This window comes from Bifidobacterium miconisargentati (assembly GCF_019331675.1).
In the GTDB taxonomy this organism is placed as follows: domain Bacteria; phylum Actinomycetota; class Actinomycetes; order Actinomycetales; family Bifidobacteriaceae; genus Bifidobacterium; species Bifidobacterium miconisargentati.
Genome location: NZ_JAHBBJ010000001.1, coordinates 109,879 through 125,211 on the forward strand (window position 1 = coordinate 109,879; position 15,333 = coordinate 125,211).

Sequence of the window (15,333 nt, forward strand, 5' to 3'; positions counted from 1 at the left end):
GGGTCACAATGTCCACCGGTAAGCAGGCAAGCCAACGAAAATTCGGATGCATACTCGAACTGAAACGTCAGGATGGAAGTGTTTTCGCTCTACAGGCCCGATACTCCGCCCCACCAGATAGCCACCGCGTGTATAAGAACTTTAAGCCCGAACAGCGAGCTGAAGCAATTTGGTGGCTTGATCAGGAACAGGAGTATGTGGCTCGCTGCAAACGAGGAGAATGTGTATACGAGTCACCTGCAAAACGTAAGGAGCAGGGAGAGATAACATTCGCCGGATTCGCCGACATGTTCGTCAGCCAGCATCATAACAAGGACGGATCGGATCTAAGAGGCGGCTCGAAACGAAACCTCCGAAACAACGTGAGGCATCTCAAGGAAGCCTTCGGAGACGTTCGGCTCAGGGAGCTGAACGAGCAAACTATCCATTCTTGGTATTACGGCGAACATCCGAACGGTGAATGGCAGTTCCGTAGTGAATGCATCAGCCTGAAGATGATTCTCCGAGCTGCTTGCGACACCGGCATGAAGGGCATGCCTCCCCTACTCGCAAGCAACCCTTTCACCTTGCCTGTACCGCCGGAGCCCGAGGCGCACTCCCTTGATGTACCACCAGTGACGCCGGAGGAACTCCACTGCATATACGACGCAATGCCCGGATACACGAGGCTATCCGTATATCTGGCCGCCTGCGTCGGCGGACTGCGTATCGGAGAGGTATGCGGGCTGCAGGTTGACGACTTCGACCTCGAAAACCTCACCCTCACAATCAGGAGAGGCGTCACACGAGGGGAAAACGATCTCGGTCCTTCCCAACTGGGAAGACTCAAGACCACTGGCTCACGAAGGACGGTCCCAATCCCCGCTTTATTGCTGCCAATGATCAAAGACCACATCGAGGATCGGGAAGACCGGACCAGTCCCATGTTCTTCCAGGCGAAGCGCGGTGAAATACTGGCGACCAACACGTTGCGCAACCAGTTCGACCGGGCACGCAAAAAGGCGAACCGTCCGGACCTGCTGTTCCATACCCTGCGTGTGACTCATTCCACACAACTCATGCTCCATGGCGGAACACTGAAAGAGGCAATGAACTCGCTGGGACACGTCCAGGAGGAAACCACGCTCAAGCACTACCAGAGGATAGTGCCCGAACACCATCGCGACGTCACCGATCGGACCGCGGCGTACCTGCTCGCTTCAGACCCGACCGTGGCAAGTACCCTCCTGCTCACAGGGCATAAACCCGAGGACCCCGCAACATCCAGCTGGGCGACAATCGCCTTGCTTATGGGGCAGGTCGCGAACCTCATGGCCGCCGTCATCCCGGAACAGGAGATGAAGACCAATGCCAGACAGGTGACCGCGGCTTAACGCGCCGCAGAGGATTCGTTGTGTGCGATGACTGTTTTCAGCCACCGCACACAACGAAACACGACCCGCCGCATGCGACTTTCGCAGGCTTTCAGATCACGGCCGGAGGCTACGATCCCGTTCCTTGCGAACCTCGTTGATCCGCTCTGCCAAACAATCCCTGATCGAGTCGATACGGGCCGATGCCATCATGTTCGTCAGCGACAGACGATGCGCCACATCGTCGGGCCATGCCTTCAGGACACCCAGATCGTACCGATCCCAGGACGACACAAGACGGAGCTGGCGTCGCGCCGTGGGTGACTTATAAGTGGAATAGAACGGTTTGGCCTTGTAGTCACGGCCATCGACCACAAGCTCGCCGCACCACAGGGACGATCCCGTATCGAACAACGGCGCAGGCCTGACCTTCAGTGTCTCCACGTCTCGAATCAAACCGAAATTGTTGTAATGCCGGTCGGTGTTGCGCATCAGATAATCCACAAGCAGCCAGTCATCCGTGGCCTTGCGAATCATCCCGGCATCGCAGCCGAATCCAACGGCAGACGCCTCCCACTGGGCTCGCATGCTCAGCCGGTTGTTCCGTTTCACCGATTCCAGAAGCTGCCAGGCAGACACCAGTTCTTCATGAGGCGACAGCATCTCATCGCACGAGCAAACGAGACGGTTGTCGTATTCACCCAACGAATAAGGCACCGCATCGATCCCCAGCGCCTTGGCAAGGCGTGAAGCAATCACCTCGTTGACTGGTTCTTGGCCGGTCCTTCCGCCCTTGACCAGGACCCGGACCTGGTCTTCCGGACGGATCATCCATCTTTTCGGCAAATCACCGCCGGTGGAGGCGTCCGGCGCATTGAAACTCAGTTCCCGGGATGAGGAATACGTGGTCAACAGCAGTTTGCCGAGATCCTCGTCAAACGGGTTGGTGAAGAAGTTCACGTCCTCCCACCTCTGTCCGGAGGACTCGGGCTTCACCCAATACTGGTCAGACAGGCTGAGCCCGTTGGACCTGTTGAGCAGTTCGACAGTGGATCGGACACCCATGACGTCCAGTACCCTGCGAATGCCATCCCTGGTGGACGGAATGGCGCGATGAGCCCACCATGCATCGACACGCCGCGCGTACACGGCGTCCTTACCATGGGTGACAAGTTCCAGCGGCAACCTGTCCCGATCCAGGATCTCCCCCACGCCCACGGCATGGGCGGATCGCAGGTCGTAGTCGAACGCCAGCACCGGATGCCTGCCGCACATGATCAAACGACGTTCCATGCATTCCTCCATTCGTTCACGACCGCTATCGGCCAGTGTAGACGCGCCGGGGCGCGCTCATGACACCGAACCGGCCGCGGTCCATAAGCCGCATCACTCGGACTCCGCGTACATGACGGTGACGGGCAACCCGAGGGCGTGCAGCCTGTCCGCCGCCAGCCGGGTGGCCGCGTTGGCGATGCGGAAGGACCCTTCGTCCCCGTTATCGAAACGCTTTTCGAAATCCTTCACGCCCCTCCAGTAGGTCAACACGATAGGAGCGGGTTCAACCCCGCGTTCACGTGCGGTCCGAGCGGCCTCCGACGCGATGTCGACCAGTCCGGCGGCCTTGGCGTCCGCTTGCCGCCACAGGCCTTCCAGGAGATCCCACGCCTCACGTTTGGGCGGATAGAAATAATCCGGATTCTCCCAGTTCTTCAACGTCGGCAAGCTCACGCCGGCATGCTTCGCCACCCAGGACTGCGACAGCCCCAACAATTCCCTGAGCATCCGGAAATCCGCCTTGCTTCTCGTTCCGCATAGGCCTGAAGCCATGACGACCCCCAAACGTTTAACCAATAAGAACAACATAATTATACCACATGGATAACACCGTTTGCCCTCCGCCCGCCTTGGCGCATGGGAACGGAGCGCGGCCAGCCGCGCGCGATCCTTCCCGGAAAGCCCCTGACGGGGTTTCCGGGCGAGTCCCATCATGCGCGCATGCCGGAGCGTCGCAAACACTCGCCCGCCCATCGGATATGCGTGTCCGCAAGGCGGATACCACGCACGCCCGATGGTCGCACGGTTTGCCGCCGCGCGCGGACAAACGCGCCTGACACGACTCGTCCGGAAAACAAGAAACGACTTAGGAGCGTGATATCCATGGCAACCGGCGAAACCACCATCGAGGAATCAAAGCACGTCACATGCGACGAATGCGACCGTCCCATCCAAGGAGAAGGGCGTAAATGCCACGAATGCGAAGCATACGTGTGCGAAGACTGCACGAGGGAATGCGGATGCGGGAACGACATGTGCGTGGAATGCAACAACATCTGCGACGAATGCGGGTCGAACCTGTGCGACGAATGCGTCTACTGGTGCAACCGTTGCGACCATGCGCTGTGCGACGAATGCTCGTACTGGTGCGCCGACTGCGACGACCGTATCTGCACGGAATGCGCCGAACGATGCGAAGAATGCGACGACAGGTTCTGCCCTTCATGCTTCGAGGAGCACGAATGCGTCGATATCCGCATGGCGGCATACACGAATCCATATCAGGGCAGGCCGGTACGGGAGCCGTTCACGTTCGGACTCGAAATAGAAGTCGGCGGATGGCACGACACGGAGCGCATGAAAGACAGTTCTCTCATCGCTGGCTGGTGCACGGACGGAAGCCTTCACCACGATGGCGCGCTCGAATACCAGACACAGCCGATGACAATGGATGACCTTCCGTCCATCGTCCGGCTGGTGTCCGGCATCGACCCGGACAACGACAACAGTCAGGCCGGCGGCCATATGCATGTCAGCCGCACGCCGAAGCAGACGCCCTCCAGATGGTACTGGGCGTTGACCGCGCTGGACAAGGAGCAATGCGAGAAGCTGAACATGCGGCACATGACGAACAGCAGATGGTGCGAACTCACGCACGGCCATTACAACGGCAAGGCCACGGCAATCAACGACCAGCATGCGGCGACCATCGAGTTTCGCACGTTCGGCCCATGGTGGAAGGACACCGCGAACCGTCTCGCGCCGGCCGTGAACTACATGCACACCATGTGGCGGTTCTTCCAGCGTCATCCCCTGTACTCGCTGAAACGCGACGACATCATACGCATGAGCCGCACGGCATGCAGAAACGCCATCCCCGCGAAGCATGAGGAGGTGAACGCCTGATGTGCGTCATCGTCACCAGCGAAGCCGGCAGCATGCCGACCATGACCCAGCTCGCGCAAATGAGCGATACGAACCCCGATGGCGCTGGAATCGCATGGCACGACGGCGTCAGGCTTCACCGCTACCGCAACGAGGACAACCACCAGACCCTCGCGTTCATAGCCCAGCACTGGCAATTCCTCGAAAGCGTCCCCTTCCTTCTGCACTTCCGCCTTGCGACCCACGGCAAGGTATGCGTCGAGAACACGCATCCCTTCCGATTCAGCAAAAGCGGACGCACGGGATTCATCGCCCACAACGGCATCGCCCGCGCCCACACACACGGTAGGTTCGAGTCCGATAGCAGGAACGCGATACTCGCATGGCAGGCAGGGCAGGCCGACCTTTCGGACGGTAGTCAGGGGAGGTTCGCACTCATCGACCAGAACGGCACACTCGAATGGCTCACGGACGACGCCGAACGAATCCGTGGAGGCGTCGGGTTCATCACCGTGAGCAACACGAACTGGGAGCTCGGCAGTCTCATTGACGTGGACTCATGGTGGGACGACGGCTACCAGAACGGATGGGAGGACGCCTGCGTCAACTACGGCATCATTCCGAACGACGAGGACACACTCGACTACATGCCCAACAGGCATTGACCCGAAGGAACGTCCCCGGCCCGTCGGACCGGGGACGGCCTCCGGCGGCCAAGGGAGACCACTCCCTTGGAACCCTCGGCGGCCCGACCCCCGCACCCGCCCGGCGGACGGCCGCCACAGGCGGCGACCGTGGCGAAAGGAGGACTCCGCCCGCACCGGGCGGAGCGGCGTGGCACTACGCGCGTGACAGCAGCACCATGTCGTCGTGGGTGCCGCCGCCCGGCATCATGCGCGCCCCGCATCCAACGGTGCGGCGACAGCGCCCACGATGCCGCGCACGACATCCACGACGACACATCACGGCCACACGCGCCGCCCCACGCCGGGCCTGCGGCCCATTTTTCTGCCGGCCTTCGCCCGTTAGGGCTCCGGCCGGAAGCGGAACGGCGAAGCCGTCGTCCCGATTATTTTGTTTTTCCCGGTCGGCCACAGGCCTCTGGATCATACCGGCTTCACGGAACCCGTCAACATCCGCGCCCGACCGGACACGGCCGGTCCGCGCGTCCTTATGACGGAACCCGTTCGGGCCGGTAACGCTTCGCTTGCCCAACCGGGCAAAACAAAAAACCAGGGAGAACCACCATCCCGGTTCGGACCGACAGGAGGGTCACCATGAATCAGGAATCAACGGCACTTGACATTCAACTCAGTGACGGCAGGCCAATCGTCATCGACGCGACCGCCTTCAACCAGCCCGGCCAGCTACCCTACTTCGCCGTCATCGGCATCACCGGCGGCGCAACCGGACGCGACGTCATCAAGCAGGCGGTCGAACACACCATCGGAACATGGCCCGAGGGACGCATGACCGTGAACCTCAGCCCCGCCACGGCGCGCAAGAACATGAGGGAAGCGGGAGCAGCCATCGCATTGAGCGTCATCGGCACAACCGGCATCCAACGCGACCGGTACGCGAACATCCCCGTGCTCGGAGGAACCGACCCCGATGGGAACATCACCACAGTCGAACACGTGCAGCCGCTGCTCGAACACGCAGCCCGAACCGGCATCACGGAAATCATCATCCCCGCCGGCAACGCGAGCGACGCGCGCCCGGTGGAGGGACTCACCATCCGTTCTGCCCGGACGCTCGGGGAAATCATCGGCCGGGTCGACTTCACGCTCGATGAATACGACACGCTACGCGCAGAGGTCACCGGCTATATCACCGCCTACTGGCAGCAGGCCGACGACGGACGCCCCTACTATGCCGCCCAAAACCCCGGTTCAACGACACGGGACATGGCCCGCTCCTATATGAGCGAACGGTACGAGGACTATCTCGCCGACCTCATGGACACCGATCCCGAACTGTTCGCCGCGATCAACAAGAACCCCGTCACCCCGGTCGACATCAACAGAACGCCTCTCGAACAGGCCATCGACCAGTTCGACGCGATGTTCGCCCTTGTCTGGCCCGAAGACTGAAAGGAACACCCATGAACACCATCACCGCCCTCATCATCGAGCCCGGCAGGAAACCCCTTCTCGCGACCATCGAGGACGACCTCGAAACCCTTCAATCAATCGTCGGCGGATACCTCGAACCCCTGCCGCTCGCCTCGGATGCCGTCTGCTACGTGAACGAGGAAGGAAAACTCTTGGGGCTCGAACCGAACCGGATGCTCATGAGGAACAACCATGCCATAGAAGTAATCCGCGGAACGTTCCTCATCTGCGGCCGGCCCCCGGGCACAGACCGTCACGTAAGCCTGAACGATATGCAGGCGGAAACATACAAGCGCAGGTTCGAGCATCCCTTGCGTGCCGCATGAACACGACCCGTGGAACGTGGCCCCGTCCAGCGACGGGAGCCACGGCCGGGAAGAACCGGGCGTTCTCCCCGGCAGCCCCACTCGGCTCGCCAGGCCGTGACGGAGCACGCCACAGGCGAGAACCCTTTCAGAAAAAGAAAGACGGCTACGCCGTCGCCCATCTTCCAAGACTGCGTCTTTCCTTTGTTTTTCCCGGTCGACCGGAGGCCTTTGGATCATACCGGCTTCACGGAACTCGTCAACGCCCACGCACGGCGGACGCCTGCGCGTTCTTATGACGGAACCCGTTCGGGCCGGTAACGCTTCGCTTGCCCAACCGGGCAAAACAAAAAAACCACAGGGGCACACCCCGACACCGTTCAGGACCAACAGGAGGGTCATCATGAACACCATCACCGGTATCAGCACCGAAGCCATCCAATCCGTCGCCGACGGCTGGAAGTCCGACATCATCACCATGGGATACCATGCCGCGAACCGCCAATGGTTCACGCCCCTCATCGACGCATGGCTCGACGCCATCGAAGGCAACGCCCATACCAATGACAATTGGAAGGCCGGGCTTCTGGCGGTTCTCCGGGACAGCAAGTCCATCAGGGACGCCCTGCTCCTGAGCGTCATCGATTCACGTCTGACACGAGACATGCTGCTCGGCGTCGCCGCGGACCCGCACACCCCCGAGACCCGTGAACTCGTCGGACGGACGCTCACCAACGGTTTCGAGAACCCGGACGCCAAACCGGACTGCGAGCGTTTCGCCCGCGCGTTCCTCACCCTCATCGACCTGTCCGCGGCCAGTGACGAACCGGAATACGAATCGCAGCCACTCGCCGCCGCCGCATGGCTCGCATGGTGGGCCGGAGACAAGGACGCGGGGATGCTCGCGTCCGCGGCCCTAGCCATCGACGAAGAAAACTCCTTGGCCACGCTCGTTCTCGCCGCCGGAAACCGTCACCCCGCATACCTCGGCTGACCACATCCCATGAAACGTCGGGCCGTCCCATAAGGACGGTCCGTCACGGAAAGGAACAACCATGAAAGAACAAGACATCACCCTCATCCTCGTCCTGCTCTCCCCCGTATCGGCCGTACTCATGAACACCCCGGGCGGCGTCGTATGGACCGTGACATGGAGCCTGCTGTTCGCCGTCACAACCTCCGCGCTCACCATGCACGCCCTCGTGAAACTCTAGGCAACCGCCGTCCGCGGGCATGGTCCCGCGGACGGCCTCCGGCGGCGCAAGGGAGACGCCGGCGCTCTCCCTTGCGAATCCCTCACGCATCCATTCCACAACAAGGAAAACACCCGGCCGGTAAAATTTTACCGAGCCCAGGAACAGCGCCTACCATCCACATATAGGAGAACCACAGAAGACGAAGGAACGGAACGATGTACGGATTGACCTGGATTATGGTAGACGCGCTCGTCATATGCGTCATGCTCATCATCACCGCGGCCCTCGCCGTACTCGCGTTTGCGATAGGTCTCGTGACCCATCCGATCCGCACCATCGCGTTCGCGCTCAATAAGCTCGCAGGCCTCGCCGGAGGGCTCGCTCTCATCTTCGCCTTGGTCGACTGGTTTCTTTACGACCATGCGAAACCGGATTTCATGCCGGTGCTGCTCGGCTGCATCGGCGTGATAGTCGTGTCCGTGATCGTAAACGTGGCGACCGAAGCCATCCTGGATCTGCCCACACGATCGCAGCGGCGGGCGATCAGGCAAGAGCGGCGCATGCGTCTGGAACGACTCGAACACGAAGGAAAGGCTCGAAGCAAGCCGTGTCGCTTCGACCGGGAGACGGGGAAGATAGTTCCCCTTCAACAGGAGTCGCCCGATCTGGACAGGTAGTACCGTTCCGGGGATGCAGAGAGGCCCGCACTTATTGTGCGGGCCTCTCTGCATTCGGGAGAATCAGTAGCCGGACGAATACGAGTAGCCGGACACCGGAGCGTCCTCCTCGGGCGACATCGAGGAGACGTCGTACCCATCCCCTTCTGACGGCCGCTCCCCCGCATCGGAGACAGGCGGGACCACTGCCGGAGAACCCGTGTCGTCTTTCGGCTCGTCCGCGGCCTTGGATACCGTCTGCCCGTCCGCGGGGGAGGATCCCGGATCCTCGGTCTTCCCGCTCTCGGACTCGTCCATCCGGGCGAGGACATCGGCGCCGAACACCATCCGCCGTTCCGCCGGCGTGCAACGAAGCAGCTTGGCGACATCGGCGACGCTCATCCCGGTCTCCTCCATATACGGGCGCACGGCCTCCTGCGCATCCGCGGCGCCGCTGCGCATCCGGGACACCGCGTCCGCGAGAGAGCCCAACAAAGCGCGGCGCCGTTTCAACGTCGCCTCAAGATCGCGGTCAGCCGCCGCGATCAGATCATTCCTCCACTGTCTGCCTGCGGCAATAGAAGCCATCAGAAATCCTTTCCAAGTTTTCTTCGCCAACACGCACGCGACGACCCGCGTGCCGCATGAGAATCACCTCACGGAAAGCGAGGATAACTATGGAAAACCTGAGCGACGTGCGTGTCCGGCAAGACCGGAACACGCAATCTCCCGCATCGAAGCGGGAGATCCCGGAACGCTTGGCGATTCCGGGAGAAAACACCTCCGAAAATCCTCCGGTTTCCGGAGGAGCAAGCATCGCAAGTGTGGCCACACTTGCCGCTCGCAGGCTTCGCCCGACTCATGCGGGAGACCCGAACCCCATAGCCGGAGGCGACGATGAACTGGCGTGAGGGACGCACGCGCAGCGTGTGTCGGAAGGTCATGCTGACGCCCGAGGAAGCCAAGGAGATCGACGATCTCTACCACCGGGTGAAGGCCGGGAAACGCTACCGCAGCTTCTCGCAATTCGCCCGCGACCTCATGCTCACCGGCCGTGTCGTGAACGTCGTCGTCGCCTGCGAACCTGCCCGAATACGCTCCGAGATACGACGAATCGGCGTCAACATCAACCAGATCGCGTCCCTGGCGAACACGACCGGAACCATCACGCAGGAACAGATAGAGGAGATCCTCACCGGATACGGGGCCATCGAGGCGACGCTGCGCGGCATCGACCGCGAATACCGCCGAAAGCTCTCCGAGCAAGGCGGCGAGTGATGGCGGTCGTGAAAATCAACACGGTCAAAGCGACCATCGACAAGGCCATCGCCTACATCGCGAACCCAGCGAAGACCGAGGACGGAACGCTCGTGGAAGCAAGCTGGACCGATTCCATCGACCCTTGGCAGCTACGCGAGGACATGATGAGCACGCTGGAGGAATCCGCGAACGGCCTACGGCCCGGCAGCGTGCTCGCACGCCACGTCATCCAGTCGTTCGACCCGCGCGACGGGGTCGACCCGCAGGAGGCGCACCGCATCGGCGTCGAATTCGCCGAGCAGATCACCGGCGGGAACCACCAGTACGTGATCGCCACGCACGTGGACCGCGGCCATATGCACAACCACATCATCATCTGCAACGCCTCCGACGTCACCCGCCGCAAGATGCGGCTGACAAAAGGCACGCTCGGCGAATGGCGTTCGATCAGCGACCGCCTGTGCATCGAACACAAACTCAGCATCATCCGCCCCACCGGCAATCCGCGACACGGCAGAAGCATGGGCGAACTGTACACAAGCGCACGGGGCGAAGGCATCAAGGATGCGATACGCACGCTCATCGACGCGACCTGCGCACGCTCGACAAGCTGGCCGGAATTCCGGAACCTGCTCGCCGGCAACGGCGTGACCGTCACCGTACGAGGCAGACACCTGACCTACACGGACCAGGAAACCGGGCTCAGGATCCGCGACGTGAAGCTCGGACTCGCGTACAACGAGGACAACATCATGGCCAAGATAAACCGGCAGAACCTCGACCGGATCACGTTCAACGAGAAGATGATCGCGCGACGGGACGAGGACACGCTCACCGTATGGCTGCCGAAAACCGGGCGCCGCGAGCAGATCACCATCCCCTACGACCATCTCGTCCAAGATGGCAGAACCTGGCACGCATACCTCGGAGAGGACGCCGAACAAGTCGTCACCGACAAGACGGGACGATACGTGCGACGGCTCATGCCCGGCCAGATCTACGAGCATTTCACCCGCCCCGACATCGACCTGACCAGCTTCGTGGACCGCCGTCGGACCGTCGCTCCGGGCAAGACCGACGCCCAACGCCGCTACTACACCGTCCAAGCCATCAAGCTCGACAGGCTGCGCGACCAGGCGCGGGAACTGTCCGCGGCGCAACGGTGGATGGGCGACACCGGCGACGGGCTCGAAGACGCGATCCGTCACCTGGACGAACGGATCCGCCAGGAAAGGGACGGGTTCCAAGCCGAAATCGTGGCCCTCGCGGAGACGACGGACACACGCGGCGAAAGCGAGGAACACAATCCGGGACCACGGGAAAACCCTGCGGACGACCGTCATCTGGAGCTGCGTCAGCGTCGCATCGGCGAACTCCAGAAGGACCTCGCCGCGTTGAAACGAGTCCAGGAACGTGTCCGCACGCAACGCGAGCAACGCCAACGCGAGAGGACCAGGACCCGCGGCATACGCCGATGAACCCACAACAAGGAAAGGAAAACCAATCATGTCATTTGAGGAGCAGGTCGAGCAGATCGCGCAGCAGACGGCCCAGCAAGCCGCCCAAGGTGTCGCGGGAGCGGGAGCCCGAGTCGTCGTGCGAGTAAGCGGATGGGTCGCCAAACAGCTGCTCAAAGGCGCTTCATGGCCCCTCAGAAAAGGAGCGCAAGCCGCCAAAGACGCGATCCACACGAAGCTGACGACCGGCCGGATGAGCGAGAAACGGCTTCAGATCACCGGTGGAGGAGACCTTCACCATCTCGAATTCAACCCGGAGAAACTCAAGGACATCACCCGGGAACTCCGCAAGGCGGGCGTGAACTACAGCATCGAGGAGCATGACAACGGCCAATGGTTCCTGATCTTCCAAGGCAAGGATCAGGACCACATCCAGCATGTAGTCGCGCGTGCGCTCGGCGAACTCGACCTGCAGCTCACGGAGGACCAACCCGACCTGAAACAGGAACAGGAACAGCCGTCGACGCCAGTACAAAAGGAACCTGCCGAACCCGAAACCCCGGAACAGACGGATAAGACAGAGGTCCGGACAGCATCACCGGAGGACGGGCAGACAAGCAGGGAGCAGCCCAAACACAGCGAGAAAACCAAAGCCCCCGGGACCGCCAGACCGAAAAACAAGAAGGCGTTCAAAGCCGAACTCGAAGGCAGGGCGAACGAGAAGCTGCGTATCGCCAATGAGAAACCCGTACCGGTGAAGACCAAGGCAAGAGGCAAATGAGTCCCATGGTCGGCCCATCGGAGCTGCGCGATATCCGCCGTCTCGCCGTCTACCAGGACAGGATCAACGCCGTCGACTGGTCCGGACCATCTTCGCCGGCGACAGCGTGGGCATACTCCGGCGACGTGTTAAAAACGGTCAGCGTCGCAAGCGACGAAGGCCCCGACAGTCAGGGAGTATGGCATATGCCCGGCGATCCGATCGTTGACACATACCGGTACGAGGAATCGGAACACGAGCCGGCGCTCACGCCCACCGGCTCCTCGACCATCGTGGGCAGCCCGCAGTCCCGGGCCGTGGGATCGTTGCCGGACGCACTGACCATGGGCTTCAGCGGCGACGTGAACGTCTCGGAAGGGGTCGTGGAAAAGCCCGGAACGGTACGTCTCGCGATGGCCGATGGGCGGCCGATTCCGTTCGGGTGGGCGCAAGCGGTCAGGCAAGCAGCCATCGAGAACAAGGCTTCAGATCCGGACGGAACCCGAATCGCGGTCATCCAGGCAGCGATAGACGCCCCCTCCGAACCAACCGTCTGGTTTCTGGAAAACAACGGATACGACCTGCACGCCGTCGTCTGGCACCGGGCCGCGGAAGGCGGATACGACAGGGTGGCCCGAACGCACCTGCAGTACCAAGATGCCGGGGACGAGCCGCTGCTGCAGACGATTTCACGCACCGAGCCCACACCCATCGACGTCTCCCAGCGCATGGACACGGCTCGCATGGCATGGGAAAGCCGGCTCATCGTGGACCGCTACCAGCTTCAACGTGCGCAGGACGCGGGCAATCCGGCAGGACTGCGCACACGAATCGGATACCAGCAGCAGGGGCTGCTCTTCCCCGGGGAGCAAGCCCGTCTCATCGTCGCCGGCACCGGCAAGCCGGCGGACCAGTGGCGGGACAAGGTCGCAACGGCCGCGGCCCTGCTACTCGCGCAACAGCCGGAACACACAATCAAAAAGAAAGGACACACCATCATGAGCGACAGCATGAACAGCGGAGAGCAACTGCTCGCGACACTCAAAACCGACCCGGGATCCAAGGCCGGATGGAACGCCGAACAACTCGACGCCGCATTGACGGCGGCCAGCACGGAGGTCAACGAACTCGGCGACCGCATGGAGGAACTCGCCTACGAGATCCGGCAGGCGGAGCGGGGCGAGGGCGGAACCGTGGAGGACGCGCAACAGCGGTTCTACACCGTCCAGGACGAGCATCGGGCCGCGCGGGACCGTCAATGGGACATTCAACAGGAGCTGTTCAAAAGGACCGGCGCGAACCCGTCCAGAACTCAGAACGGATCCGCCGGAGCGACCGGACGAACGCGCGGCCAGGCCAAATCATGGGCGAAGGTCAACGTGCCGAACAAGCTCGTGCACGTGTTCCAGCAGCATGGCAAAGACGGGAAAACCTGGCAGAAAATCAGCGTTCGCATCCCCTCCGGGACCACAATCAACGGCGTTCCATTGGACGGGTTCAATCTCGACCAGTTCGCGTCGAAGCGCGTGCTGGAAGCCAAAGCCAACGGCCGCGACGTCACCGTGGCCTTTCCCCCGGACAAGCCCATCGAGCTCTGGAAAGGCAAGGGAGCGAACCGTGAAACGTTCCGCATCGACAATCCATGGGATCTGTGCAAAGCCGTGAAGGCGAGCCGGGAGGCGTTCCTCAACGCCGCGAAGATCCGGGGTCTCGCCGCCAAGGGGCGGCTCGAACCGGTATCGCCGGCCGGGGAGCCGACCCACGGGGCAAGAGAGCTCGCACTCTGCCTGAACAACGACGCGGACCTCTACCCGCAAATCCAAAGGACCGCCGAACGGCTCGCACGATATTACGTGGACGGCCAATACGATCCCGACAAGGCCGTCAAGGCGTTCCGGCATATCGCCGACCAGGAAGCCATCCAATACGAACGGCAGTTCGGCAACAAGGACGCGCAGCGCATCGGCGACGTCACCTCGTTCACCATGGCGGACCGCACCATGGCCGCCGCCCTCGTGCTCGCCGAGAACACCGAACTCATCAACGAGCAGATCGACAGTCTTGCGGATCAAGGCATCGGCGACCCCGAGATCATCAACGCGAACCTCAACCTGCGCAATCTGGCGAACCCGCCGGAGCAACGGCAGATTCCACCCGAAACGGATATGGACGCTCTCGGACTGGTCGAGAAATGGGGCGAAAGCTACGACAGCGTGTCCCGAAACAGCAGCAGCTGGGAGGTCACCAACCAAATCCTGGAGTACAGCGGGCTGGATCCGGCCGAACACGAAGGCCTCGGAAATGCCGTGCATGAACTCGTGGAACCGGTGTTCGACGAACTGGACGGGGACATGCCTGGCGGGAGCCAGCAGTTCGCCCAAGCCGTCATGGAGCATGAGGCGGAACGCATGAACCCTGACCTGACGCCCATGCAGCAGTTGCCTGAAGGCGTCGGCCAGGACCCATGGCCGTCCGCGGAGCCGACCCGGCCGCCCCAGGATCAGAATCCGGCGCAACCGGCATCCGGCGTGTCCGAACCGCGGCCAGCCAAGGGCACGGACGTCGCCAAGGAATCCAGGCAACCCCCTTCCACGTCGATGAAATCGTTCAGGGAGGCGATGGCGGAACGAGCCAAAACACTCATGGAATCCTCCAGAGCACAGCCGGCGCAGCCCGTTAGGGGACCCCAACATGACGCTCGGTGAAGGCCCGTCCGTCACGCTCGTCGCCGACCGGGATCCGCAAAGCGAAGCAACCAGGCAGATGCTCGACCGGGACGGCGTCTCCTACCGGACCGTCGCCGTGTCAAGCAACGAAGGACGCACGCTGATGGCAGCACATGGGTTCCCGGCACCGCCCGCGGTGTTCGCACCGGGAACCGCATGGTACGGTCACAGGCCCGACCTGGTGAAGACGCTGGCCCATGACCTCGGCGGCGCGAAGTGAACGGCCCGGACACGGTCAGCGCCTACGTGGAGGGATGGCTGCTCAAGGATCCGACAATACCGGACGTCGACGGTCCCGCGACGTTCCTTCTCCAGGCGATCGATTCCACGGGAAGGAGCGGCCCGATC

16 protein-coding genes are annotated in these 15,333 nt (G+C 62.0%); 13 read left to right on the forward strand and 3 right to left on the reverse strand.

Annotation, left to right across the window (positions count from 1 at the left end; genetic code table 11):
- The first annotated feature begins 8 nt into the window (after positions 1 to 8).
- Positions 9 to 1,373, forward strand: coding sequence for a tyrosine-type recombinase/integrase (locus KIH81_RS00455; RefSeq protein WP_214303590.1), 1,365 nt, complete (start codon positions 9 to 11; stop codon positions 1,371 to 1,373).
- A gap of 96 nt (positions 1,374 to 1,469) precedes the next feature.
- Here KIH81_RS00455 and KIH81_RS00460 read toward each other — a convergent pair whose 3' ends face one another.
- On the reverse strand, positions 1,470 to 2,645 hold the full coding sequence (locus tag KIH81_RS00460; RefSeq protein ID WP_214303591.1) for a HipA domain-containing protein: 1,176 nt from the start codon (positions 2,643 to 2,645) through the stop codon (positions 1,470 to 1,472).
- A gap of 93 nt (positions 2,646 to 2,738) precedes the next feature.
- Positions 2,739 to 3,134, reverse strand: coding sequence for a helix-turn-helix domain-containing protein (locus KIH81_RS00465; protein WP_214303592.1), 396 nt, complete (start codon positions 3,132 to 3,134; stop codon positions 2,739 to 2,741).
- A 531-nt stretch (positions 3,135 to 3,665) separates the two neighbouring features.
- Between KIH81_RS00465 and KIH81_RS00470 the strand changes: the two genes are divergently transcribed.
- From KIH81_RS00470 to KIH81_RS00500, 7 genes are all read left to right on the forward strand, one after another.
- Positions 3,666 to 4,532, forward strand: a complete 867-nt coding sequence (locus tag KIH81_RS00470) for a hypothetical protein (RefSeq protein ID WP_338024710.1) — start codon at positions 3,666 to 3,668, stop codon at positions 4,530 to 4,532.
- The gene (locus KIH81_RS00475) at positions 4,532 to 5,176 is read left to right on the forward strand and encodes a class II glutamine amidotransferase (protein ID WP_214303593.1); all 645 of its coding nucleotides are present in this window, start codon (positions 4,532 to 4,534) and stop codon (positions 5,174 to 5,176) included. The genes KIH81_RS00470 and KIH81_RS00475 overlap by 1 nt, the downstream gene beginning before the upstream one ends.
- Positions 5,177 to 5,788: 612 nt before the next feature.
- Positions 5,789 to 6,604 (forward strand): magnesium chelatase domain-containing protein, encoded by an 816-nt coding sequence (locus tag KIH81_RS00480; RefSeq protein WP_214303594.1) that lies wholly within the window; start codon positions 5,789 to 5,791, stop codon positions 6,602 to 6,604.
- 11 nt (positions 6,605 to 6,615) lie between these two features.
- Positions 6,616 to 6,951 (forward strand): DUF3846 domain-containing protein, encoded by a 336-nt coding sequence (locus KIH81_RS00485; protein WP_214303595.1) that lies wholly within the window; start codon positions 6,616 to 6,618, stop codon positions 6,949 to 6,951.
- 382 nt (positions 6,952 to 7,333) lie between these two features.
- Positions 7,334 to 7,924, forward strand: a complete 591-nt coding sequence (locus KIH81_RS00490; RefSeq protein ID WP_214303596.1) for a hypothetical protein — start codon at positions 7,334 to 7,336, stop codon at positions 7,922 to 7,924.
- Between the two features lie 61 nt (positions 7,925 to 7,985).
- A complete protein-coding gene (locus KIH81_RS00495) occupies positions 7,986 to 8,144 on the forward strand; it encodes a hypothetical protein (protein ID WP_214303597.1) in 159 nt (52 codons plus the stop codon).
- Positions 8,145 to 8,341: 197 nt separating this feature from the next.
- Entirely contained in the window at positions 8,342 to 8,803 is a 462-nt protein-coding gene (locus KIH81_RS00500) for a hypothetical protein (protein WP_214303598.1), read from the forward strand.
- A gap of 63 nt (positions 8,804 to 8,866) precedes the next feature.
- Here KIH81_RS00500 and KIH81_RS00505 read toward each other — a convergent pair whose 3' ends face one another.
- Positions 8,867 to 9,370, reverse strand: a complete 504-nt coding sequence (locus KIH81_RS00505) for a hypothetical protein (RefSeq protein ID WP_214303599.1) — start codon at positions 9,368 to 9,370, stop codon at positions 8,867 to 8,869.
- A gap of 309 nt (positions 9,371 to 9,679) precedes the next feature.
- Here KIH81_RS00505 and KIH81_RS00510 point away from each other — a divergent pair, with 309 nt between their 5' ends.
- Genes KIH81_RS00510 through KIH81_RS00530 form a run of 5 tightly spaced genes read left to right on the forward strand, consistent with a single transcriptional unit; the run spans position 9,680 to position 15,205 of the window.
- Positions 9,680 to 10,060, forward strand: coding sequence for a MobC family plasmid mobilization relaxosome protein (locus KIH81_RS00510; RefSeq protein ID WP_214303600.1), 381 nt, complete (start codon positions 9,680 to 9,682; stop codon positions 10,058 to 10,060).
- The gene (locus tag KIH81_RS00515) at positions 10,060 to 11,520 is read left to right on the forward strand and encodes a relaxase/mobilization nuclease domain-containing protein (protein ID WP_214303601.1); all 1,461 of its coding nucleotides are present in this window, start codon (positions 10,060 to 10,062) and stop codon (positions 11,518 to 11,520) included. The genes KIH81_RS00510 and KIH81_RS00515 overlap by 1 nt, the downstream gene beginning before the upstream one ends.
- 28 nt (positions 11,521 to 11,548) lie before the next feature.
- The gene (locus KIH81_RS00520) at positions 11,549 to 12,280 is read left to right on the forward strand and encodes a DUF3801 domain-containing protein (protein ID WP_214303602.1); all 732 of its coding nucleotides are present in this window, start codon (positions 11,549 to 11,551) and stop codon (positions 12,278 to 12,280) included.
- A gap of 5 nt (positions 12,281 to 12,285) precedes the next feature.
- The gene (locus tag KIH81_RS00525) at positions 12,286 to 14,964 is read left to right on the forward strand and encodes a hypothetical protein (RefSeq protein ID WP_214303603.1); all 2,679 of its coding nucleotides are present in this window, start codon (positions 12,286 to 12,288) and stop codon (positions 14,962 to 14,964) included.
- Positions 14,951 to 15,205 (forward strand): thioredoxin domain-containing protein, encoded by a 255-nt coding sequence (locus KIH81_RS00530; protein ID WP_214303604.1) that lies wholly within the window; start codon positions 14,951 to 14,953, stop codon positions 15,203 to 15,205. Before KIH81_RS00525 ends, KIH81_RS00530 begins: the two co-directional genes overlap by 14 nt.
- Positions 15,206 to 15,333 lie beyond the last annotated feature (128 nt).